The organism is Microcoleus sp. Pol17C6, from assembly GCF_036701145.1.
In the GTDB taxonomy this organism is placed as follows: domain Bacteria; phylum Cyanobacteriota; class Cyanobacteriia; order Cyanobacteriales; family Microcoleaceae; genus Microcoleus.
Genome location: NZ_JAUBQH010000019.1, coordinates 43,773 through 64,796, shown reverse-complemented (window position 1 = coordinate 64,796; position 21,024 = coordinate 43,773). Strand labels below are relative to the sequence as shown.

At 45.4% G+C, this 21,024-nt stretch carries 17 protein-coding genes; 8 read left to right on the top strand and 9 right to left on the bottom strand.

Going from position 1 to position 21,024, the window contains the following annotated elements; all coding sequences use genetic code 11:
* Window positions 1-52: 52 nt before the first annotated feature.
* The 3 genes from QUA25_RS12035 to QUA25_RS12025 form a co-directional block, all read right to left on the bottom strand.
* A complete protein-coding gene (locus tag QUA25_RS12035; RefSeq protein WP_333037933.1) occupies window positions 53-772 on the bottom strand; it encodes a cyanoexosortase B system-associated protein in 720 nt (239 codons plus the stop codon).
* A complete protein-coding gene (gene crtB, locus QUA25_RS12030) occupies window positions 772-1,647 on the bottom strand; it encodes a cyanoexosortase B (RefSeq protein ID WP_333037931.1) in 876 nt (291 codons plus the stop codon). The genes QUA25_RS12035 and crtB overlap by 1 nt, the downstream gene beginning before the upstream one ends.
* A gap of 149 nt (window positions 1,648-1,796) precedes the next feature.
* The gene (locus tag QUA25_RS12025) at window positions 1,797-2,936 is read right to left on the bottom strand and encodes a DegT/DnrJ/EryC1/StrS family aminotransferase (RefSeq protein ID WP_333037929.1); all 1,140 of its coding nucleotides are present in this window, start codon (window positions 2,934-2,936) and stop codon (window positions 1,797-1,799) included.
* A gap of 207 nt (window positions 2,937-3,143) precedes the next feature.
* On the opposite strand from QUA25_RS12025, the gene QUA25_RS12020 reads away from it, so the two are divergent.
* The 4 genes from QUA25_RS12020 (at window position 3,144) to QUA25_RS12005 (ending at window position 6,265) form a co-directional block, all read left to right on the top strand.
* On the top strand, window positions 3,144-4,181 hold the full coding sequence (locus QUA25_RS12020) for an NADP(H)-dependent aldo-keto reductase (protein WP_333037924.1): 1,038 nt from the start codon (window positions 3,144-3,146) through the stop codon (window positions 4,179-4,181).
* 180 nt (window positions 4,182-4,361) lie between these two features.
* Window positions 4,362-4,559, top strand: coding sequence for a hypothetical protein (locus tag QUA25_RS12015; protein WP_333037921.1), 198 nt, complete (start codon window positions 4,362-4,364; stop codon window positions 4,557-4,559).
* 587 nt (window positions 4,560-5,146) lie between these two features.
* On the top strand, window positions 5,147-5,494 hold the full coding sequence (locus tag QUA25_RS12010; RefSeq protein WP_333037918.1) for a hypothetical protein: 348 nt from the start codon (window positions 5,147-5,149) through the stop codon (window positions 5,492-5,494).
* Between the two features lie 90 nt (window positions 5,495-5,584).
* Window positions 5,585-6,265: a DUF433 domain-containing protein gene (locus QUA25_RS12005; RefSeq protein WP_333037915.1), complete on the top strand. Its 681-nt coding sequence runs from the start codon at window positions 5,585-5,587 to the stop codon at window positions 6,263-6,265.
* Here QUA25_RS12005 and QUA25_RS12000 read toward each other — a convergent pair.
* From QUA25_RS12000 to uvrB, 4 genes are read right to left on the bottom strand one after another with little or no spacing between them, the layout of a single operon-like run.
* Window positions 6,262-6,660, bottom strand: a complete 399-nt coding sequence (locus tag QUA25_RS12000) for a DUF2281 domain-containing protein (RefSeq protein ID WP_333037913.1) — start codon at window positions 6,658-6,660, stop codon at window positions 6,262-6,264. The two genes, QUA25_RS12005 and QUA25_RS12000, sit on opposite strands and share 4 nt — an antisense overlap.
* Window positions 6,657-7,001, bottom strand: coding sequence for a DUF6883 domain-containing protein (locus tag QUA25_RS11995; RefSeq protein ID WP_333037912.1), 345 nt, complete (start codon window positions 6,999-7,001; stop codon window positions 6,657-6,659). Before QUA25_RS11995 ends, QUA25_RS12000 begins: the two co-directional genes overlap by 4 nt.
* A complete protein-coding gene (locus QUA25_RS11990) occupies window positions 6,998-7,201 on the bottom strand; it encodes a DUF433 domain-containing protein (protein WP_333037911.1) in 204 nt (67 codons plus the stop codon). Before QUA25_RS11990 ends, QUA25_RS11995 begins: the two co-directional genes overlap by 4 nt.
* 16 nt (window positions 7,202-7,217) lie before the next feature.
* A complete protein-coding gene (uvrB, locus tag QUA25_RS11985; protein ID WP_333037910.1) occupies window positions 7,218-9,230 on the bottom strand; it encodes an excinuclease ABC subunit UvrB in 2,013 nt (670 codons plus the stop codon).
* 180 nt (window positions 9,231-9,410) lie between these two features.
* Here uvrB and QUA25_RS11980 point away from each other — a divergent pair, with 180 nt between their 5' ends.
* Both QUA25_RS11980 and QUA25_RS11975 read left to right on the top strand, forming a co-directional pair.
* A complete protein-coding gene (locus QUA25_RS11980) occupies window positions 9,411-9,893 on the top strand; it encodes a hypothetical protein (protein WP_333037907.1) in 483 nt (160 codons plus the stop codon).
* 428 nt (window positions 9,894-10,321) lie between these two features.
* The gene (locus tag QUA25_RS11975) at window positions 10,322-11,014 is read left to right on the top strand and encodes a histidine phosphatase family protein (protein WP_333037903.1); all 693 of its coding nucleotides are present in this window, start codon (window positions 10,322-10,324) and stop codon (window positions 11,012-11,014) included.
* 673 nt (window positions 11,015-11,687) lie between these two features.
* On the opposite strand, the gene urtA is transcribed toward QUA25_RS11975, so the two are convergent.
* Both urtA and QUA25_RS11965 read right to left on the bottom strand, forming a co-directional pair.
* The gene (gene urtA, locus QUA25_RS11970; RefSeq protein WP_333037902.1) at window positions 11,688-14,618 is read right to left on the bottom strand and encodes an urea ABC transporter substrate-binding protein; all 2,931 of its coding nucleotides are present in this window, start codon (window positions 14,616-14,618) and stop codon (window positions 11,688-11,690) included.
* Window positions 14,619-16,053: 1,435 nt separating this feature from the next.
* Entirely contained in the window at window positions 16,054-16,287 is a 234-nt protein-coding gene (locus QUA25_RS11965) for a hypothetical protein (protein WP_333037901.1), read from the bottom strand.
* A 311-nt stretch (window positions 16,288-16,598) separates the two neighbouring features.
* Between QUA25_RS11965 and QUA25_RS11960 the strand changes: the two genes are divergently transcribed.
* Window positions 16,599-16,898 carry a hypothetical protein gene (locus tag QUA25_RS11960; RefSeq protein ID WP_333037898.1) on the top strand — a complete coding sequence of 100 codons (300 nt, stop codon included), beginning with the start codon at window positions 16,599-16,601 and terminating at the stop codon, window positions 16,896-16,898.
* A gap of 970 nt (window positions 16,899-17,868) precedes the next feature.
* Window positions 17,869-21,012: a peptidase domain-containing ABC transporter gene (locus tag QUA25_RS11955; RefSeq protein WP_333037896.1), complete on the top strand. Its 3,144-nt coding sequence runs from the start codon at window positions 17,869-17,871 to the stop codon at window positions 21,010-21,012.
* The last annotated feature ends 12 nt before the right edge of the window (window positions 21,013-21,024 follow it).

Below are 21,024 nucleotides of genomic sequence, written 5' to 3'. Positions count from 1 at the left end.
ATTGTGGCAAAACCCGCCCACTCCCTAGGCCGATTTATTTGCACCTACCTGCTTACTGAAACCGAAAAGTTTCTGTAATTAATTTAGCCTGGATACTTTCGGCAAGAGATTCCAGCAATGGTTGAGCTATCTTAATCTCGCCCTGCGGTTGAATGGGAAGGATGATACTGACAGCAACCCAAGAGGCGCGGCGGTTCGACAGTCTAGCAATACTGTCTTCCCAAAACCAACGGCTGGTTGCTGGAGAACCCCCGTTAGGCCAAGCGTACCATTGCACGACAGCAAAAGTTTGTTGGCGAGTCCAGCTTCGGAAAAACCTGGCTTCGACAGTAGGCGGTGGCTGGTCGGGTATGGGTGCTAATTTAACTGTAAACCTCAAAGTGCGATGAGAATCGGTTTGCCATCGGTGAAATCCATCGATATCTAGCCATTCTACTTGGGGCTGGTTTTTGGGGTAATTTTGAGGCAACAGCAATAAAATGGCAATTGTTTTATCCTTTTTAATTTCTTCAACTAACCATCTGTGAGCGCCAATTTGGACGTTATTCTGAACGCCTATAACCTGCCATCCAGGAATTTTTATCCCGTTTTGGCGCAAACTTCTTAATTGCTTGAGGTTGGCAAGGGTTGGCGGGTTTGTCCAAGGCCACCTTCCCGTCGCGTAGCCGGGAATTGCTACTGCCCCAACTAATACCAGCAAAAACACCAGTACCATAATTTTAGATAATTGATACCGCCGCAGTAGTTTCTGTGCTGAAATCATCTGTTTCATTAATTGCCAGACTGACTTGGGAAATACTTTTCCATCCCGTTGAGGACAAGTACCAATAATCCTAGTATACAAGCAGAATACAAATCTCCGCCCCATCCGGCGTGTAGCCAAGTAAAAAGCGCCTCTCTGTCAGTTCCGTGAAAGTAAGTTAGCAAAGTATTACGAAAAATGTTGGAAGTGATGCTAATAATGGATGTAATCACTAAAAACAAAAGGCTTTTTTTGCGAGAGTTCCAAACTCCCGTCCAATCCAGCAGAATTAAGCTGACATAAAGACTGGTAAACAGCATTTTCAAGCCTGCACAGTGCGGGGCAACTTCTACAATGCGCTCGTTTACGTACAGATAAATTTCTTCCACTCTCACCTTGATACCAATCTTAATTAATATCCAGCCTGATGCTTCAGCAATGAATTGCTGTAAGGGCAAGGCGTAGGGTTCTATGAGGTAAGGAATGTGGTTCGGCGAGGCCAGAAATACGAATAAAAGCGGCATCGCCTGCAATTTCAAGCCGGGAATTCCTTTTAAAGATAAGCAAATGCTGGCCAGCATTACGGGGAGGGATAAATTTACTAAATCGCTCAAGCGACTCAGATAAAAAAGCGTGGCTAGTACCAGCAAAAAGCCTCCCAAAGGATGCGGTGAGTTGGGCAAGCTGCGCCAGGACTTTCGGTTCATCCAAGCAATATAAGCTGCGTAGGGCAAACCAATTAGTCCGTGGCTGAAATATTCGTGTTCGAGGCTGATGCTTTTGTTCAACCAGCCGTCGTACCAGTGTACTAGCAGGGGGGCGTACAGCAGCACTAGGAGCACCGTGATACCTTCCCCCAGGAGGTATCGCTTGAAAACAATGCGAATTCTGCGCTGGATGTGCATGGTTTGAGAAGTTTTAAGATTGCCGCGCTGGATTCGCAACGCTTTCGGGTTTTAAATTATGAGTTAAAGATTTGTTAATTCCCCACCAAAACGCTTTGAGAACCGCACCTTACTGCTTGAAACACCTGCCGCATAAATTTTATGAACAATTAGCAATTCAATGATAGTACGATCGCCCGAACAACTTGCTCGATCTGAGTATTGCTCAATCCGGGATACATTGGCAATGATAAAATCTGTTCGCACAGGGTTTCTGCGTGGGGAAAGTCGCCCCGATTGCCTAAGTTTTGGTAGGCGGGTTGCAGGTGGCAAGGTACGGGATAGTGTATGCCTGTTTGAATGCCGTCTTGGGCGAGTTTTTCCTGAAGCGTGTGGCGGTCGATCGAGCTTTCCTCAGTAATTTTGATAACATAGAGGTGATAAATGTGACCGCTGCTGCTGTGGTTGGCGATCGGTACAATGCCTTTGTGTTTCAATGGTGCTAGTAGAGTATTGTAGTGTTGAGCAGCGTCGGTGCGATCACGATTCCATTTTTCTAAGTAAGGTAATTTAATATTGAGCACGGCCGCTTGCAAATTGTCGAGGCGGCTGTTGCTGCCGATTTCTGTGTGCAAATATTTACTCGGTGCTCCGTAATTGCGGAGAGTTCGCATTTTTTCTGCGAGCTCTGCATCGTTAGTAATTAACATCCCGCCGTCGCCAAAAGAACCGAGGTTTTTGCTGGGATAAAAACTGAACGCTGCTGCTTTACCAATGGAACCCGCGCGGTATCCTTCTCTGGAAGCTAGATGCGCTTGGGCGGCATCTTCAAATATGATTAAATCGTGGCGGTTCGCAAAATCTAAAAGCTGCCGGGGCGATACCATTTGACCGTAGAGGTGTACGGGGATAATTGCTTTAGTTTTCGAGGTAACTGCTGTTTCGGCTGCTGTGAGGTCAATCAGGGCGGTTTCCGGGTCACAATCTACAAGAATAGGTATAGCTTTGGCTTGGAGGACGGCGATCGCGGTGGCGATAAAAGTGTTAGCGGGTATGATAATTTCGTCGCCCGGATTAATGCCGCAAGCTTGGAGTCCCAGAGCGATCGCATCAGTTCCACAAGCCACTCCTACGCCGTATTTTACTCCTGAAGCTGCTGCAAATGCTGTTTCAAATTCTGTCAGTGATTGACCTAAAATAAAGTCTCCTTCCTGGATAATTTTTCCAATAGCTTCTGCTATTTGGGAGTGGATTGGCTGGTGTTGCAGGGAGAGATTTACAAACGGAACTTTTGGCGGGCGCTTACTCATAAACTATCGGAACCTAATTATTTATATTAACATTTAAGGGCAAATAGCTTTTAAAATATTTTAACCGCAGAGGGCGCACAGTAGCAGAGGGGAAATGGAGATTTTTTACGGCAGAGCTGCGCCTCATGTACTTTTTTTGACTCAGCAAATAAATGAAAGTTTTTCGGTAATATAGAAGCAGATAATGGTACGACAAGCATCAAAATCATGGAATACAAAAAACTCGGCGACAGCGACTTATCAGTATCGGAAATCTGTTTGGGCACGATGACTTACGGCCAGCAGAATACCGTTGAGGAAGCGGCCCAACAGCTCGATTTTGCGATCGATAGAGGTGTCAACTTTATCGATACGGCAGAAATGTATCCCGTCCCTGGAAAGCCGGAAACTCAGGGAAAAACAGAGGAATATATCGGCGAATGGTTGGCGAAACAGCAGCGGGATAAAGTCATTATAGCGACTAAAGTGGCGGGCAGAAGCACTCGATTAAAGTGGATTCGGAAAGGGAAAAATCAGATCGATCGCCCAAATGTCGAAAAAGCCCTGAATGACAGCCTGAAGCGCTTGCAAACTGACTACATCGACCTGTATCAGATCCACTGGCCCGATCGCTACGTGCCGCTATTTGGCGCGCCGGATTACGACATTGCCCAAGAGCACGAAACTGTACCGATTTTGGAACAGTTAGAAGTATTTGCTGACTTAATAAAAGCTGGCAAAGTTCGCTATTTGGGTTTGAGCAACGAGACGCCGTGGGGAGTTTGCGAGTTTTGCACGTTGGCGGAAAAACACGGATTTCCGAAAGTTGTTTCTATTCAGAATGCTTTCAGTTTGACCAATCGCACATTTCACCTAAATTTAGCAGAAACTTGCCGTTTTAAAAATTTGGGATTGATGGCTTATAGTCCTTTAGGATTTGGGCTGTTAACGGGTAAATACTTGAATGGAATTCCCGAAAATTCTAGGTTGGCTTTATTTGCGGGATTTGGTCAGCGTTACGATAAAACTAATCTGAACGATGCGGTGAAAGCGTATGTTGAGATTGCGGGGAAACATGGGATAAGTCCGGCGCAGATGGCTTTGGCGTATGTGCGATCGCGCTGGTTTGTAACTAGCACTATTATCGGTGCAACCAGTCTCGAACAGTTGGAGGAAAATATCGGTAGTTTGGAGGTGAATTTGGATCGGGAGATTGTAGCGGAAATCGATGCGGTGTACGCTAAGTATCCGAATCCGACACCGTAAGTTTATTAGTAGGTTGGGTTGAGGTAACAAAACCCAACTTACCACTTTAATATGCGAAAATTACATAGACAGAACTTAGGCACTCCGCCAAAGAAACCGGGTTTTTTAGTGAATCTGCCGGCTGTAACGAAGTTTTATCGCAAAAAACCCGGTTTCTGAGTTCCCCTGCGTAAGTTTTAGTTGAGAAACTTTGCAACTTCTGGTTGGGAAAAGGTTTTTGAATGCGATCGCACTCAAGCATTAGATGTGCTCAGAGGTTTTCTTCAGGAAGTGATGCAGCTAGCTGTAGATAAGGGTTACATCACGCTGTCCGAGAAGGAGGAATTTATTCGTCCGGCTTTTGCTAGCAGTAAGGATGCTGTGGTATTAGGCAAGTAGTTGGTTTGGGTGGTGTTTTGGGCGATCGACCTTTTTTATATATTTCTGAAACCCTTGCCCTATCTGCCCGCAATCAATTCACTCAGGTTTCAATTCTTAATAGAGATTTAGGTTGATTGTGGCATCCATTTTACCCATAACGCGGTAGACTGCGCTATTCAAGCCTATTAGATTAAAGCGGCATCGGATGTCGGCAAATTGAGGTTGAGTTGGCATCCACTTTACCCATAGCCCGGTAGACTGCACTATTCAAGCCTATTAGATTAAAGCGGCATCGGATGTGGGCAATCGGATGTTTAAATCTCCGTAATAAAGAAAACAAACGGTCTTATTTATATTTGACAATAGACCGATTTAATGGTAAATTCTTAAAATACAAGCTCAAACAAAACTTCCTCACATTGCCAAGTGTAAGAAAGACAATGCTTTAATGTCTTGTAGTTTTTGCAATAGCAAATGATATCTGATATGGAAAAGGCCCGCCTGAAGTAACGATTCAGACAGAGGCCTTGCTTTAGCTAGCAAACTCACGGTGGTTTGACATCTCAACTTCAGACCACCACAAGTCAACGTAACTTTTGAAATATATGTCCCATAATTATACTCCACAATGCGAGTCGTTGTACACCAACCTTCGGCGGACTAAGAAAACCCTCTCTGTTTTGGCGGAGTCGAACCGCGCTTTGGCGAAGTCGAACCGCGCTTTGGCGCAGTGGAACCGCAGTCTGCTTGAGGAAAACGAAGCAAAGGATGAAACTATCAAAGCTAAGGATAAAACTATCCAATCCTTTGAGCAAAAAGTCCTTGAACAGCAACAAGAAATAGATGACTTGAGGCGCGAACGTGATTGGCAGCCTAATGCCTGGGATAACGATGGTTTATCAAACGCAGATTGTCACGATCGCGAATATGCAGCATACCGACTAGGAATCTGATAGAAAGTACGATCGCCCTTCCCATCCAAAAAATAGGACAATGGTAAAGGGCGATCGCACTTCACCCTAAAATCTTTCTCAACTAAACCCATGAGTACAATTCGCTTACAACTAGCCGAATACTTGAAATGTCGAGGTTTCACCCCCGAAAACTTAGTCGAAGCTGTGGGCGAAACACTCAATCCTGAAACCGTATACCAACTGATCGAAAAAGCCGAAAACCTCAACCATCTAGACTTATCCGTCCTAGCCGCCATTATAGATGGCTTGAGCAAACTCAATGGTTTTCCAGTCGGCATCGCAGAAGTGCTAATATTTTTTCCTGACATTTCCGAGGCAGCATTGGCAAAATCGCCTTGGCGTCAACTTTACCTCGTCGATAATGAAATTCCTCCCTATGATTGGGGAGATGTAGACCCCCTCGAAGGCACAAAGCCTGTGCGTTTTATTCCGGGAGTTGGCATAGTAATTCTGGACAATGAAATTGCAACGAATAGCAAAGAAGATATCCAGCCATTTACTACAATTACCTCCGATTCAGAATTCATGGCGGGAAAACCTTGCATTCGCAACTTACCGATAACTGTTGAAACTATCATCTCAATGATGGCGTCTCACTATTCGACAGCAGAAATACGCCAAACTTATCCAGAACTTGAAGAAGAAGACTTTAAAGAAGTTCTAGCCTATGCTGCGTGGCGGATTAAAGAAACAAACCCGATCGACCTTGGCAATAAAAAGGTAGAGAAAATTTGTGAGTCAGCTACCTAATACGATCGCACTTTTTGCTGTTTTTCCTGCAAAAACTCCGCAAAATCGCAGACTTCAGCCACTAACTCGTCAGGTAAATTATTTAAAACCGACAGTAAATGCTCTCGAATCCCCATCATTTCGTCGGCAGATTTTACTAATTGCAACTGATGCGGATAAACTGTTTCAACACCAATCGTTTCCATAAATGCGCCCGGTTCATCCTGAGTTGCAGGCACAAAATCCCCGCCCACTTCTGCTTTCACCCATCCGCCAAATAATTCTACTAAATAAGCTTCACCATTCTTGAAAACCTCAACAATTGTCCCGGCTGTTTGTGGCGGTGCAATCTCGCCATCAGCGAGGGCGACTCCTTCGGTTAAAGTCACTGCATCCAATAACTGAAATTTGCTCATTGCTGTCTCCCAAAGCGTTGAGGAAATGCGGTAACAAATCTAGCAATATCTTCACCAAATAAAACAATCCAACCTGTACGGATTTGCCAAGATACTCCCGATCGCCCTGTAACTAAAATAATAGCTTGGTAGCGTTCTCCATAGTCATTCTGTCCGACTGGCTGTAACAATTCTAGCGAGATTTGGGCTATAATTGCGTCTCGAATCGCCTCCGGTGACTCAAACCCCATTACCTCCCGCCAGAATTTCTGCTTATCTCCGCCTACTCCTGCTTCCGTGGCACTGCTAAAGAGATATTGCGCCTTAGCAATGGGAAACTCTAAACGAGTGGGTGCATTCATAGCATTGAGGTTGAGAGTTGATAGTGGAGACTAGCTTTAATATCCTCCGCTTCCAAATAGGGATAAGCTGCCAAAATTTCCTCTACACTCATTCCATTTGCTATTAAACTCACTACCAAAGAAACAGTAATTCGCATTCCTCGAATGCAAGCTCTTCCTCCCATAATTTTTGGATCGAAGGTAATGCGATCGAACATCATATCCTCCCACTCTTCCTTAATGTCCCAATAGCTTATCCCGCAAATGCTTAATCCGATCGCGCAATTTACCCGCCTCCTCAAACTCCAACTTCTTAGCCGCCGCCTTCATCTGCGCTTCCAACCGCCCGATTAACTGAGGAATCTCATCCAAAGATAACTCGTTTACCTGTTCGTAAACCTCCTCCAACTGCTGAGAATTCAGCTTGCGCGACACGTCCAAAAACGCCAAAATCGCATTACTTGATCGCTTTTTCGCGATCGGCTGCGGCGTAATTCCGTGCATCTTATTGTACGCTAGCTGAATCCCCCGGCGGCGGTCCGTTTCGTCGATCGCCTTAACCATACTATCCGTCAAATTATCCGCGTACAAAATAGCCTGTCCCTGAACGTGCCGCGCCGCCCTTCCAATCGTTTGAATCAACGAACGTCCCGATCGCAAAAACCCCTCTTTATCCGCATCCAAAATTACCACCAGCGAAACTTCCGGCAAATCCAAACCTTCCCGCAGCAAGTTAACACCAATCAATACATCAAACTTACCATCCTGCAAATCTTGGATAATTTCGATGCGTTGAATCGACTGAATTTCCGAGTGCAAATACCGGACTTTAATCGCCCTCTCCTGCAAATATTCGGTTAAATCTTCCGCCATCCGCTTCGTTAAAGTCGTCACCAACACTCGCTCGTCCCGACTTACTCTCTCCTTGATTTCCCCCAACAAATCATCAATTTGTCCTTCCGTCGGGCGCACAAAAATTGTCGGATCTACTACTCCCGTAGGGCGAATTACTTGCTCTGCAACTCTGCCTTCCGATATTTCCATTTCCCAATCCCCAGGCGTAGCAGAAACAAAGATGCACTGATTCTCTTTTGCCCAGAATTCCTCTGCTTTTAAAGGGCGGTTATCGGCCGCGCTGGGCAAGCGGAAACCGTGTTCGATCAATACTTTTTTGCGCGCTTGGTCGCCGTTGTACATTCCCCGAATTTGCGGCACGGTGACGTGAGATTCATCTATCACCAACATCCAATCTTTCGGGAAATAATCAATCAAACATTCTGGCGGTTCCCCCGCATTTCTCCCTGCTAAATGCCGCGAATAATTCTCGACTCCGTTGCAGTAACCTACCTCGCGCAGCATTTCTAAATCGTAGCGTGTGCGCTGTTCCAACCGCTGAGCTTCTAATAGTTTCCCCTGTTTTTCAAATTCTGCCAGTCGGTCTTCTAATTCGAGTTCTATTCCTTGGCAAGCAGCCTCTAATTTATCTTCTGCCGTGACAAAGTGGCGCGCTGGATAAATATTTAAAGCCGTTGAACTTTGCAGGATTTTACCTGTTACGGGGTCAACGTAGCGAATGGCATCAATTTCGTCGCCGAAGAATTCAACGCGAATAATTCTATCTTCGTAAGCGGGGCCGATTTCCAAAACATCGCCTTTGACGCGAAATTTGCCTCTGCCTAAATCTATGTCGTTGCGGCTGTATTGGACGTTAACTAAATCGCGCAAAACTTGCCGCTGGTTGACTTCCATTCCTACTCGCAAAGGAATAGCCGCTTTCAGGTATTCTGCGGGCATTCCCAAACCGTAGATGCAGCTAATTGAAGCAACTACAATCACGTCGCGGCGTTCAAAGAGCGATCGCGTGGCTGAGTGTCGCAACATATCGATCTCGTCGTTAATTGCTGCTGTTTTCTCAATGAAAGTATCGGTGACGGCGATGTATGCTTCAGGTTGGTAGTAGTCGTAATAACTGACAAAGTATTCGACTGCATTGTTCGGGAAAAAATTTCGCAGTTCGTTGCACAGTTGAGCTGCCAGGGTTTTGTTGTGTGCTAGGACTAAGGTTGGTCTGCCAACTTTTTCAATCACCGAGGCAATGGAGAAGGTTTTGCCCGTACCTGTAGCGCCGAGTAAGGTTTGAAATCGATCCCCGGCTTCGATGCCTTTGACAAGTTGCTCGATCGCTAGCGGTTGGTCGCCTGTGGGCTGGAAGGGCGCTTGCAATTGAAAAGATGCTGCCGCAGTTACCATAGGAAAATGTAGCTATTACCCATAAATCTTAACAAAAATGCAGAGATTCTGCAATTTCGTTAAAAAAATAGTTAGACTTTGTAATATTATTTTAATCATCGGCCGAAATAGAAAGCAGAAAGCCCACAAAAGCAGTTGTCCGAACCCAGCAATCAACAGCAATAAACGAGGAAAAGAATTATGGATACGAGGAGCACAGGTACAGGCAAAGGCAAAGCGATCGCCCGCCGCGGCAAAGGAGGTTCCAAAAGCCAACCGACAGAACCCACGGATGCCAAAGCAACAGGAATTCAACTTTATCAGCCGCCACACCTGCATGACAACCGCCCCGTGGGGCCAGACGATTTTACCATCAGCGAGATCGTCTCGATATCGGGGGAGCGCCCGATCGGCACTAGCACCCTGCACATCAGCGAAACCTACGGCATTGTAGGCAATCGCCCGGTCGAATCCAGCGACTTTGAAGTGGTTGCTACACTCGGCAATCGCCCGATCGGTTCCAGCGCCATGCAAGTCAGCGAAATGTTCAGTATGTCCGGTGCCCGCCCTATTGGCATCAGCACTCTGCACATTGATGAAGTTTACTCCACAATGGGAGGAAACCGCCCTATTGCCTCAAACGAAATTGACGATAGCTCGGCATTAATGGGCTTCTTAGATTAATTAGTCATTAGTCATTAGTTATTAGTTTTTCGCTGTTAACTAATGACTGATTAAACTTTTTATACAAGTTATTGAGGAACCGGATCGAGCAATTGAATCGTCTCAAGTGATTTATTTAAACCTGCCAATTTTAATAGTCGGCGTTGCGGATTTATGGTATGAACAACTCAATCTGCAAAAAATGAAACAAGCGCTTCAGGGGGCATCTCAAGGAAAGCAGCCAAGCCCAAAATTGGAGTTAGGAGCCAGGAGGAAAGAGTAAGAAGGAAGGAGGAAGAAGGATGGAGCCAGAAGAAGTGTTTTTACAAATAAGAGATGCTCCCGCGCTTCAGAACATTTTCGGAATTTCCCAGTTATCTATTTTCATCCCGTGATTCATCAACGCCCTAGAAGTGATTTTTACCCTAAATGAGAGGGAATATCAAACCGTGTCTATTTGGATTATTCGTCATGGTCAAAGTCAATCCAATGCAGGGTTGGCAACTATTGGACCCCATGAAAACGCCTTAAGTGAATTGGGCGATCGACAATCAAGATGTATTCCAACCGCCGTTAAACAAACTCCCGACTTGATTGTGACTTCACCTTATCTAAGAACACAACTCACTGCTCAACCATTGATTGAAAAATTTCCACATACACCCGTTGAGGTTTGGCAAGTTCAGGAATTTACCTATCTGGGTCTACAGTTCGACCAACCAACCACAATCCTGGATCGCAAACCTCTGAGCAAAGCTTACTGGGATCGCTGCGACCCTGAATATGTCGATGGAACCAACGCCGAATCCTTGGTCCAACTGATGGAACGAGTCCGAACTTTCATAAACCAGTTACAACAACAATCCGGTTTTGTAGTTGTCTTTTCACATGGATTTTTTATCAAAGCAATGCTGTGGCAGATGTTGGCTAACCCAAAGTTAATTGATGCCGTTGCGATGAATCGGCTTTTGGGATTTTCGCGAGGATTTCCAGTACCGAATGCGTCAATTTTGCAGATGGAATTTGATTCAGGTGGGATACCTCATTGGAGTTCCTTCATGACCAATCATCTGCCACCGGAGCTAGAATCGGTAGCACCTGATGCAACTGTGGCCAGTGATGCAGGCGATCAACCCTCGTAACCTACCTTCACTGGAACAATGCCCCAACTAACGCCTGAGTGGCGTTCCTGATTTATGGTATGAACGACTCAATCTGCAAAAAATGAAACAAGCGCGTCAGAACATCTTCGGAATTTCCAACTTATCTATTTTCATACCGTGACTCAGCAACGCCAACAATCTTTTCGCCATTGTTAAATACATCAACTGGGTCATGAAAAGCACGAGCGAAAAAGCGCTACAAATCTCTATTCCTAATGCGGTCACAGGTTAGCCAAAGAACTTGAGTTCGCTGGCAAAGCGAACTACTCAATCCACAAAATCTCACTTTTTAGTTACAACAAGAGTGTCCGATATGTTGGCAGGAGAGCGATTAAATATTAAAATATTTTTGGTAAGTGGTAACAGTTCTAGCAGAAGACCTTCGGCAGAAAACTATCCCAGCAATAATTTCAACAATTAATAACGTCCTCAGCGTCTTCGCGGTTGCTATAACTCTTAATAATTCACAACATTTAACAGTTGATATTTCACATTTGACAGTTCAAGGGCTAATGACTACTGATATCGTTTGCGGTTGCATCGGTATTGTTTAAATGTCTAAACAGTCAGTTGTTCCGAAATCATAATTTTAGTCAACAGTCAACAGTCAACAATATCTTGCTCGTGCAAGCAGAATAGATATGACTAATAACTACTTCCCCAGACCCTGATATTTGCTCAATAAAGCAGCAAAGCGCTTGTAATCCACAGGCTTCCTCACATACTCCGCCGCTCCCAATTCCAAACCCTGATTTTGGTCGTCCAAAAAAGTTATCATAATCACTGGAATATCAACCAAATCTCGATCGGCTTTCAACGCCGACAGCACCGCCCAGCCGTCCATACTTGGCATCATCACGTCCAGAATAATCGCGTCCGGCAGCAAATTCTTAGCCAACATCAGCCCCCCTTGACCGCTAGCCGACGATCGCACCCGAAATCCCTGTTTCGACAAGCAGCGGGTCATCAAATCCCGCGCGTCCGGATCGTCGTCAATCACTAGGACAGTAGCAGCATTGGGCAGCTCCAGCGCTTGCGATCGTACTGCTTTTTGCTTCGCTTCAGTCGATTCTGCACTCGTTTCTAAATCGTCGTCGGAAGACTTCGGCTGCATTTCTGCGGTTTCTCGATCGTCCTGCGCTTCTTTCGGGCTTGTAACCGCAATCGGCAACCGGATCGTAAAACTAGAACCGCAGCCAAACTCGCTATCAACCGTAATGTCGCCGCCCATCATCTGGCAAAACTTCCGGCTAATTGTCAGCCCCAAACCGGTGCCGCCGTATTTGCGGGTAGTAGAATCGTCCGCTTGAGCGAAAGCTGCGAACAGCCTCGACACCTGATCCTCAGTCATGCCGATGCCGGTATCGGTTACTTGAAAGACGATCGCAGGCTGTTGACACCGAGAAAAAGCTGCCGAGAGTTCTTCGGAATTGTCGAGCGGCAAAACCTCCCCTTCTTCTTTCCAAACATTAATCGTAATTTTGCCTCGATCGGTAAACTTAGCAGCATTGGTCACCAAATTCAACAGCGCTTGCCGCAGCTTTGACAAATCGGAGTATATCGTGCCAATATTGCGATCGCAATTGACCATCAAAGTATTGCCATTTTTCCCTAGCTGGGGTTGAACAGTAGTGACAACCTCCTCGATCAAATTCCACACCTCAAAAGTCTCCAAGAAAAGAGTCACCTTTCCTGCTTCAATTTTAGAAATATCCAGGATGTCACTAATAATGGTGAGCAACTGCTTGCCTGCCATATTAATGCTTGCCAAATCCATCACAAACTCTTCTTCGCCGAGTTCCAGAGCCTCTTCTTGCAGCAGCTCGCTGTACCCAATAATCGCATTCAAGGGCGTCCGCAACTCGTGAGTCATATTTGCCAAAAAAGTGCTTTTCGCCCGGTTAGCAGCTTCGGCAGCGTTCTTAGCAACTTCCAATTCGCGCGATCGTTCCTCTAGCTGCCGCTGCCGCACTTCCAAACCGTTGAGCAAACTGCTAATTTGCTGAGCCATTGTATTGAGAGTAGAAGATAGCACCCCGATCGCGTCATTAGAAACCACCGGCGATCGAGCCGTCAAATCACCGCTCGCCATCTCTTCGGCAGTTTCCCGCAGCAAGCCGAGATTCCGAATAATTGCCGACACCGACACAAAAGCCACTATCCCCGCGATCAAACTCAAACCCAAAGCTGCCAGCAGCCAGTGCTGAGTGCGGCTCGCCACAAAGAGAGTTTGCTGCACCAGCACCGCCATTGCTGCCTCAGAAACCCCAGCCCCCGGATGTGAGGCAGCCTCTATTGTCAGCAAATAGTTCTTCATCTCCACAGAACCCATCCACCCAACTCCCACCGCCATCCAAGTTATCAGCACCAAGATCACAAACAACCCGCTCAAAGACGCCCGAGTTCCCAGAGCAATTCCCCTCGTAGCCAGTGCCGCCGCCCAAGGATAGCCTTTGAGAAAAGGATCTGGCTGCACCGGTGCGCCGGAATTCCAAATTTCCTCAATTTGACCGTCCAACCTCACCTTACCAATCCGTACTGTTTTCCAGGTATGCTGCGTTTGGGCATCTATTTTTACCTTGCCCGATGGCGCTGCAAACTCAATATTTTTAGCAGCAGCCCTGACTTTAACCACATCTGTCGAACCAGCTTTTTCTACTGCTTGCTTCCACAGGTAAACGCCCAAATAAGCCGCTTCGATCGGGTCATCCGTGACTCGATTTTCCCCGTATCGGGCTTTATAAGCCTTGACAAATTTACGATTTTCCGGTGTATCCACCGTTTGAAAATAGTTCCACACCACCAAATGTCCGGCAATATTGGACGGCCCGATCGCCCGCACTTCTTCTTCTGCTACGCTGACCGACATCACTGGCAAATCATCGGGTTTCACGCCAGCTTCCCGCAACTTTTGGAAAAAAGCCACATTGCTGTCCCCGTTGAGAGTGTTGAGAATAGCATCTGGTTTCACTGCTAAGATATGTGCGATCGCCTCGCCCACTTCCCTCGATCCCAGCGGCAGATACACTTCCCCCGCTAACTCTCCCCCCTGTGCAGCCAGTTGAGCTTTCACAATCCGATTTGCCGTGCGGGGAAAGAGATAATCCGAACCCAACAGGAAAATTTTCCGCTTCCCCTGTGCCAGCAAGTAATTCACCCCAGGCACAATCTGTTGGTTTGGGGCAGCACCAGTGTAGACAATATTCGCACACTGTTCTAGCCCTTCATATTGCACCGGATAGAACAGCAACCCTTTGCCCTGGTCGAAAGCCGGCTGTACAGCTTTGCGGCTCGCCGAAGTCCAACAGCCAAATACCACCGCCACCTGAGCTTCTAAGAGCAATTGCTTAGCTTTTTGAGCAAAAGTTTGCAAATCGCTGGCTCCATCTTCTATAACCGCTTCCAAGGGGCGTCCGAGCACCCCTCCTGCCACATTAATTTCCTCAACAGCCAACAGCGTCGCATCTTTAACAGAAATTTCGCTGATGGACATCGTGCCCGTCAGCGAATGCAACACACCTATTTTGATCGGCTCACGAGTCGGGCCGGCTGCTGCGAGGGGTTTACTGCTCCTTGATCCCATAGGGTTTTAGATAATTTTTACCAAAAAATGGGGTTTAAAGCCCCGCACTTAAGTGCGGCTTTTATCTAGGACTTTCCTTAATAAAAAGTGCTGAGGTTTGATATAATCATACCATGATAGTAAGAGAAGCCAAGCTAAAAAATGGAACGAGAGACCAATACTGTGCACTTGATGAAGCCATCCGAACAGGCGAGTTCATTAGAAACAAAGCTGTCAGATTTTGGATGGACAACGCAGATGTTAGTAAGGCCATCTTGTACGTACTCGGCAAAGATATTGCCTGCATAGCGCTTTCGCGAAAAAGCTCTAGTCAGCCGCCCGTCAAGCCAGTGCCGAATGCGCTGGGGCTTCTCTATCTAGCTTCTATAGCCGCTGTAAAAAAGGCGAGAAAAGGAAGGGTTATCCTAAATTCAAAAAGCACTGTCGCTCTGTACAGTACAAGGTGTCAGGCTGGAAACTAAGCTGTTGTACATTTAAAGTGTGATACGATCATTACCCTTGTTTTTGATTTTTCGCTCCCATTGAATTATTAATTGTCCTTATTTTAAGAGGATCTTCCATAAATAATCTAGCTCTTCAATTGATGTAAATAGCCTATGGGCAATACATTCTTTGGTCTAAGGCAATACTAATTCAATTTAGTTATAGTCTCTGCTGTATTTTGGAATAAATTATAAACAAAAATCACGCATTTCTGTTTCATTTTTTTTAGGTAGTCTTCTTTCTTATGAAAACTAGCATTATCAAAAAAACTCACTATTTTTGCTTTGTTTTTAGCCACTTGTGAGGCTGGATTACCTGTTTATACCCATTCATTAAGTAGCTCTTTATGAAAAACTTTTAGCACTTAATAAAAATTATGTGAATTACCTTTAGTGATAAATTCTACCCACCTTTTTTTATCTGAATACCTCACTCCTCTTATTACATTAACTATTCCCTTTCTTCTGTCTCCTCTGACATTTTTTCGGATGCCTTTTTTACACCTGTTCTTTCTTCAGATGACTCTTAAACTAAATCCACTCTCCTACCCCAACCCGACCTGTAATCGTTCTGTAGTTAATTTTTCTATTTTTAAATATTCCGCTATTTTTATTTTAAACGCTTTTATTTCGGGATTTCTATGGGACTCTAGGCTATACTTTCCCCAAATGTAAACATACTTTTTTTTCTTTAATATCCTCCGAACTTATCCTCCACTTAATTTTATTCCTGTGGATTCCTCTAAGTATGTTGCTAGTCTCTGCGAGAGCATCTCCTATTTGTAATAACACTTCTTCTGGCTCCTTCCTTCTTCCTCTTTCCTCGCAGCAAGAGAGCCTCGCAGCAAGAGAGCCTCAAAACTCCAATTTCTAGCTTGGCTGCTTTCATTGAGATGCTCCCGTCTCTGCGCTGTTTATCTGACAAAATCATCTCCTAATTCTTGAGGGTCTCTTTATATGGTTGTTAATAATATTTCTATCAATCCCGGTTTCAACAGTGTCGGTAATTGAAAATACAAATAATTGCCACTACCCGTCGGCATGACAATCATCATATCCCGTTTTTGTAAAGCAGCTTCGACAATTTCCTGCAGCCCCGAGTTCAAAGAGTCATAGCCAAAAAAATTTTTGAGCACTTGTTCCAGGGACAGTGGCACAGAAGATGTTGGCGGATGAGACGCTGACATTTGCAGTAGTTGGTTGTTGGATTCTACAGTCTTTCATGCTTTTGGAGAACAAATACACTGAGTGCGATCGCACAAAATTCGTTAAGCAGAGAAACGGATACTTTTAATCCGGGTTTAGACCCATAGTGATGGGTAGGGATAGTGATGGGTAGGGGCCCTCACAGAAGTCACCCCCAAATGAAAGGCCGTTATCAACAGCAGAATTTTCCACTTTACTTTAATTCGTTACATACCCAGGGTAAGGTCATCTAATTTGGTATAGTATGAACTTGACAAATCAAACAATATCAGCATAAGTGACATGGTATAATATGAACTTGACATCAGAGCAAGATAAGTGTGATAACACCAATACGGCCGTTGAAACACTCAAAAAATTAAGTTTTATGTCGGAAGGATTTGATACTCAATCTGCCGAGACCAAGAAAAGTTTTCTTGCTCAGAAAAAGCCTACAAAAGTAGCATTCATTGGAGCTATTCAACAGAGCTTAGTGGAGTATTTTGGAGAGTTCAAATACCCAATAATAGAGCGGACTAAGAAATATCAACTCACAGACATTATCGCACGAAAATTCGTCAAGTCTGGTCTGCTCCAGTTGCTGCCATTGTAGTTCTTTACCAGCCTCGACTATGGGCAGGACTTCAGAGTGTTGTTATGGTTGTCCGGATGCGTCATCTTTGGAATCAAGCTAGCCGTGAAGTTCAGTTTTATCTGATTTGTTTACACAGTGATGCTCAACTTTTAGGTCGAGCTATCCAAAAAGATTCGGGGATGGAAAACCACGCTCACTGGACAGGTTTATTGTACTTTTGCAGAAGATTCTTGCGGCATTCGCTCTTTCCACAGTCCCCATAATTTTTCTCTCCTCCGGCGCATTGCTCTCAATGCCCTCAATCGCGAATCGGCTTACAAACGTAGTCTCGGACCAAAAATGAAGCGGACGGGTGTGGACAACAATTATATGATTAGAGTTTTCCCTTCTTGTTTCATTGACTCTACATTAGATTCCTCTGAGTCCTTATGTCAAGCAGGATTGAGCTGCTTTTAGCCTGGGTCACATAGCCAGATTAGATGGTAAATTAATTGCTTGAATTGCTGCTACAAACTAACAGCAATCAATATTTCTTTACCACGATCGGGCCCTGGACTTCACAAACAAGCGCCGAAAATTGATGGTTTTTTGCATCCTGAAGGGAAATTTTTACGTAGATATACGTATACCGGGCAGAACATTGACCTCCCCAGCTTCACAGAATCTTCATAATTATGCCGTAATAATACGGTAGATTTATAAAGATTCGGTAAAGATTGCCCTTACAGGTAGCCAAAATCACGATTCTGTAAGTTAAACTGGGAGCCAACCAAAACCACACTTACGTAATCACCACACAATCCTGAAAAAACGCAATTTTATATATCCTAAAGGCGTTGAAGGGATGTCGTAACTAAGGGGTATTCGTCGGACATATCGACAAACAGTTTTTAAGCCAACTAGGTTGCAACTAAACCAATAAAAATTGCTCATAACCGGGTTAGTTGTAATTCAAAAAAAATGTTTCTTTTTTTTTACAGGGTAAGTTATGAAAAAAAAATTAGGGGTTGAAAATCACATTTTTAAAACCAGAGAAGCCTTGGAAAATTTTCCGGCTATTCAGAATTTTTTCGAGGAAGTCGGTGCAGAACCGACATTAGTGACGAAATTAAATACAGCCTGTGAAATTTGTGAGTTTCAGCTCGGAGATGAAATCACTCAATATCAAACATCAGATAGCAACAATTTCATTGAAAAAGAACAGAGCGATCGCAATTTTTATTTAGTTTGCGAGGGAAGAGTCAGGCTACTAGCGGTAGAAGCCTCTCAACAGCAGGAAATTTCGGCGGTGGTACTGGAAGTCGGAGCAATATTTGGGACAGATAACCTATTTCTTGACAGCGGACTGCCTTACAGGGCAATTGCGGCTGGCACTTGCCAAATCGGTCGAATAGCGGCCACCACCTTGCAGGTTATTTTAGAGGAATTCCCGCAACTGCAACAGCACTTGCAGCAAGAATTTCAAGAGCGACAGCGGTTAATATTTTTCAAAACACAAACAGATTTGCGATCGCTCGCTCCCCATCAACAACAGCTTCTGTGGCCGCACTTACTTCCTTACATAGAAGAAAGCCGAATTCCTGCCGGAGTTTCCCTCGCTGAGCATTGCCAAAACTCCAACAATCATTTTTGGCTCCGCAGGGGTCAAATTCAAGGTCAAGCACCGCCAATTCTCGGCAGTAAGTGGGAACATTCAGACGTAAAGAGCGACTGGATAGCGGTAACAGACCTGCTAATTTACCAGCTTAGCAGCGAACAGTGGCAAATCGCCAACGCCACAATTAATTCCGAAAGCAATTCCCGCCCTAAAATCATCCGCAAACCTCCAATTTTAAGCTTAGTAACGCCGCCCCAAGATGCTAGCTCAACCTCACCAACCGAGCCATCAAAATTAACCGCAGTTGCTCAGCAAAAACCCGCAACCGGAATCATCAGCTTTCCCAAACCCAAGCAGCGGCGCTGGTTGAGCAGCAGACACCCATTCATTCAACAACAGAGCTCAGCAGATTGTGGAGCTACTTGCTTAGCAATGATTAGCGAATATTGGGGTAAAAAATTCAGCCTAAATTACTTGCGGGAATTGGCAGAAATCGGCCGCAGTGGCGCGTCGCTCAAAAGTCTGGCAAAAGCAGCGGAAAGGATGGGATTTCAAACCCGTCCCGTGCGAGCTTCTTTAACTCCGTTGCGGAATCAAAATCCCTGGATCGCTCACTGGCAAGGCAATCACTACGTGGCAGTTTACCGCTTTAAAAATCAACAGGTTTTAGTGGCCGATCCGGCGGCTGGCAAGCGGTGGATGAGCATTAAAAATTTTACCGAAAATTGGACTGGGTACGCCTTAATTTTAGACCCGACAGCGGAACTATACCGCAATCACAGTGCCGAACATCAAGGCATTAAAATTAAAGATTTTGTTGGCATAGTCTGGCCCTACCGCGCTGCAATCGCCCAAATTCTCATCCTCTCCTTGTTGCTCCAAATATTTGGTCTAGTTACTCCCCTATTTACCCAAGTAATTCTCGACCAAGTGGTTGTCAGCAAAAGCATAGTAACTCTGCACGTTTTTGCGCTCGGACTGCTGCTGTTTAGTGTTTGGCGAACGCTGTTGGGTGCAACGAGACAGTATTTGCTGGATTATTTGTCGAACCGCATTGACCTGACTTTAATTAGCGGCTTTATCAGTCACACTCTCAGTTTGCCGATCAAGTTTTTTGAATCTCGTCAGGTGGGCGATATCTTGACGCGGGTTCAGGAAAATCAAAAAATTCAGGCATTTTTGACTCGCCAAGCTATTACGGCTTGGTTGGATGCTTTGATGGCTGTAGTTTACATCGGACTGATGGTTTACTATAACTGGCGTCTGGCTTTGTTGGTGCTGGCGTTGATTCCGCCGATCGTGATTTTGACTTTAGTCGCAACTCCCTTTCTGCGAAAAGTGTCCCGGGAGATTTTTACCGAAAGTGCCAAGCAAAATTCATCTTTGGTGGAAATGATTACTGGGGTGGCGACGGTTAAGGCAACTGCTGCTGAGCGAGAAATGCGCTGGCGCTGGGAAGACCAATTAACCTGCATGATTAATGCTAAATTTCGCGGGCAGAAGTTGGCGAATTCTTTGCAGGTGATTGGGGGTGGGATTAATACTTTGGGGAGTACGGCTTTGCTGTGGTACGGGGCAATGCTGGTGATTCAAGACGAGTTGACAATCGGTCAATTTGTTGCTTTTAATATGATGATTGGGAGCGTGATTTCTCCTGTGCTTTCAGTGGTGGGACTTTGGGATGAGTTTCAAGAAGTGCTCGTTTCGATCGAGCGTTTGGATGATGTATTCTCTGCCCAACCTGAAGAAAGCCCTTACAAGCCAATGCTGGTGCTGCCTCGCCTTCAGGGAAACGTCAAGTTTGACAATGTTTCTTTCCGTTATTCTCAGGATGAGGAACGCAATACGCTGCAAAATCTTTCCTTTGAGGTGCAAGCTGGAGAAACTGTGGCAATTGTCGGCCGCAGCGGTTCCGGTAAGAGCACTTTGGTGAAGCTGTTGCAAGGTTTCTATTATCCAGAAAAGGGGCGGCTGACAATTGACGGCCACGATATTCGGCACATTTCTTTGCAGTCGCTGCGAGTTCAGTTGGGTGTTGTCCCGCAAGATTGTTTCTTGTTTTCGGGAACGATTTTGGAAAATATTACGCTGTATAAAAACGGAAACGATGTGGCTTCTGCAAGCTTGGAACAGGCGATAGAAGTGGCGAAGCTAGCAGAAGCTCATGCTTTTATTCAAGATATGCCACTGGGTTATCAAACTCCTGTGGGGGAAAGGGGAACGAGTTTGTCTGGGGGCCAGCGACAACGAATTGCGATCGCCCGCGCTCTTTTGGGAGATCCCCGGATTTTGGTTTTGGATGAAGCAACTTCTTCGCTGGATACGGAGTCTGAGCGCAGGTTTCAGCAAAATCTCGCCCGCATTAGTCGCGATCGCACTGCGTTTATTATCGCTCATCGGTTGTCTACGGTGCGTAATGCCGATCGAATTTTGGTTCTAGACAAAGGCATTTTAGCCGAACAAGGCAACCACGAGGAATTGATGGCTGAACGCGGACTTTACTATCACCTCGCTCAGCAACAACTCGATATTTAAGTCATTAGTCAT

Excerpts from the sequence above, each read along its gene's own strand:
- uvrB (WP_333037910.1), bottom strand. The coding sequence starts at position 9,230 with ATGGTAACTGCGGCAGCATCTTTTCAATTGCAAGCGCCCTTCCAGCCC.
- urtA (WP_333037902.1), bottom strand. The coding sequence starts at position 14,618 with ATGGGATCAAGGAGCAGTAAACCCCTCGCAGCAGCCGGCCCGACTCGT.
- QUA25_RS11990 (WP_333037911.1), bottom strand. The coding sequence starts at position 7,201 with ATGATGTTCGATCGCATTACCTTCGATCCAAAAATTATGGGAGGAAGA.
- QUA25_RS11955 (WP_333037896.1), top strand. The coding sequence starts at position 17,869 with ATGAAAAAAAAATTAGGGGTTGAAAATCACATTTTTAAAACCAGAGAA.
- crtB (WP_333037931.1), bottom strand. The coding sequence starts at position 1,647 with ATGCACATCCAGCGCAGAATTCGCATTGTTTTCAAGCGATACCTCCTG.
- QUA25_RS12025 (WP_333037929.1), bottom strand. The coding sequence starts at position 2,936 with ATGAGTAAGCGCCCGCCAAAAGTTCCGTTTGTAAATCTCTCCCTGCAA.
- QUA25_RS11980 (WP_333037907.1), top strand. The coding sequence starts at position 9,411 with ATGGATACGAGGAGCACAGGTACAGGCAAAGGCAAAGCGATCGCCCGC.
- QUA25_RS11965 (WP_333037901.1), bottom strand. The coding sequence starts at position 16,287 with ATGTCAGCGTCTCATCCGCCAACATCTTCTGTGCCACTGTCCCTGGAA.
- QUA25_RS11960 (WP_333037898.1), top strand. The coding sequence starts at position 16,599 with ATGAACTTGACATCAGAGCAAGATAAGTGTGATAACACCAATACGGCC.
- QUA25_RS12035 (WP_333037933.1), bottom strand. The coding sequence starts at position 772 with ATGAAACAGATGATTTCAGCACAGAAACTACTGCGGCGGTATCAATTA.
- QUA25_RS12005 (WP_333037915.1), top strand. The coding sequence starts at position 5,585 with ATGAGTACAATTCGCTTACAACTAGCCGAATACTTGAAATGTCGAGGT.
- QUA25_RS12010 (WP_333037918.1), top strand. The coding sequence starts at position 5,147 with ATGTCCCATAATTATACTCCACAATGCGAGTCGTTGTACACCAACCTT.
- QUA25_RS12000 (WP_333037913.1), bottom strand. The coding sequence starts at position 6,660 with ATGAGCAAATTTCAGTTATTGGATGCAGTGACTTTAACCGAAGGAGTC.
- QUA25_RS11995 (WP_333037912.1), bottom strand. The coding sequence starts at position 7,001 with ATGAATGCACCCACTCGTTTAGAGTTTCCCATTGCTAAGGCGCAATAT.
- QUA25_RS12020 (WP_333037924.1), top strand. The coding sequence starts at position 3,144 with ATGGAATACAAAAAACTCGGCGACAGCGACTTATCAGTATCGGAAATC.